3 protein-coding genes are annotated in these 1,235 nt (G+C 45.7%); 2 read left to right on the plus strand and 1 reads right to left on the minus strand.

What is annotated here, in order from left to right:
* Positions 1-111: 111 nt before the first annotated feature.
* Entirely contained in the window at positions 112-291 is a 180-nt protein-coding gene (locus tag F6K53_RS43590) for a hypothetical protein (RefSeq protein WP_293086991.1), read from the plus strand.
* Positions 292-378: 87 nt separating this feature from the next.
* Here the strand turns inward: F6K53_RS43590 and F6K53_RS43595 are convergent, their stop codons facing one another.
* Positions 379-714, minus strand: coding sequence for a hypothetical protein (locus F6K53_RS43595; protein WP_293086994.1), 336 nt, complete (start codon positions 712-714; stop codon positions 379-381).
* A gap of 279 nt (positions 715-993) precedes the next feature.
* Between F6K53_RS43595 and F6K53_RS43600 the strand changes: the two genes are divergently transcribed.
* Positions 994-1,235 (plus strand): SH3 domain-containing protein (locus tag F6K53_RS43600; protein ID WP_293086997.1); only part of this gene is annotated, 242 nt, incomplete at its 3' end.

A 1,235-nucleotide genomic window follows, 5' to 3' on the forward strand; every position in this document is an offset into this window, starting at 1 on the left:
TTAAGCAAAGCCCAAAAAAAAGGTACCCACAAGGGTACTGTGAAGCCAGAGTTAGATCTGACATTCTATAAATGTGTTGATTGAAATTAATTACAGCAAGAGGTAAAACCCATGCCTTACAAATACTATAACCCCTGTGTGTTCCAAGTACCGATCAAATTAGAAGTACCCATTGTTCTCGACATCGCTGTCGCTGCTAAGCGTAAGTGCTTTGACAAATATGAGGACATGGAGCTCATTGAGGCCGAAGGTAGCGAAACTACTGAGTCACCCGAACCCGTTGGCACTTAGTACCTTCAGGCATCTTTGAAAGGAATCTTTAACGGCTGGCTTTGAATTAGTTCATAGTAATTAATTCCTGCAATACCCCTAGGCTGATCAAGCCAGGGGATTTTTTTTGCCAGTCTCCTGCCTGCTTTTAGGGAGCAGGGAGCAGGGAGCAGGGAGTAGGGAGTAGGGAGAAGAATCTGGGGAGATAGGGGAGAAGTCCTCTTTGATTAAGTTGGTATCTTTAAATAAATTGTCTTGATGCAGTCGTTGATAGAGGAAACATCTACAGGTCGGCGTTCGCTCCCCTTTGGCTCCACTGACTCCCCATCTCCCGTTTCTCCCCATCTCTCCATCTCCCCATCTCCCCATCTCCCCATTTCCCCATCTCCCCATCTCCCCACACTTCCCACACTTCCCACACTTCTCATCTCCCCATCTCCCCATCTCCCCATCTCCCCATCTCCCCTACTCCCTACTCCCTACTCCCTACTCCCTACTCCCTATTCCCTATTCCCTATTCCCTATTCCCTACTCCCCCCTCACAAGACCACCATAGACCAATTTCTCAACTGTCTGTACTAGCAAGGGTGTTAACTATAGAAAAATCAGGTTTTATTGCTGTCAGCGTTAGGACTACTGATAAACTGGCACTGTCTCTAATCACTCCAACTGTTATTTCTATTTTACTAGTAAATAAGAAACATCGATGATTGGAGAAAACAAATGAAAAAAGCAATCTTATTACTAGCTACAGCTGCTGCAGTTACCGTCCCTACAACTGAGGCTTTTGCTCAGCATACTTTTCCTAGTGAGCGTTCCCACTGTCGAGCCACTCTAACTGCTAACAACCCCAATTCTCGGATCACCTTACGTTCTGGAGCAGGAACTAATTATAGAAGCTTGGGTTATGGTTTAGTGGGTGATAATGTCTACGTCCTAACAGCAACTCCTCCAGAGCCAGATTA

Source organism: Moorena sp. SIO4A1 (assembly GCF_010672065.1).
Classification (GTDB): domain Bacteria; phylum Cyanobacteriota; class Cyanobacteriia; order Cyanobacteriales; family Coleofasciculaceae; genus Moorena.

Bases quoted from the DNA above. Each gene is read 5' to 3' on its own strand.
- F6K53_RS43590 (WP_293086991.1), top strand. From the start codon at position 112: ATGCCTTACAAATACTATAACCCCTGTGTGTTCCAAGTACCGATCAAA.
- F6K53_RS43595 (WP_293086994.1), bottom strand. From the start codon at position 714: ATGGGGAGATGGGGAGATGAGAAGTGTGGGAAGTGTGGGAAGTGTGGG.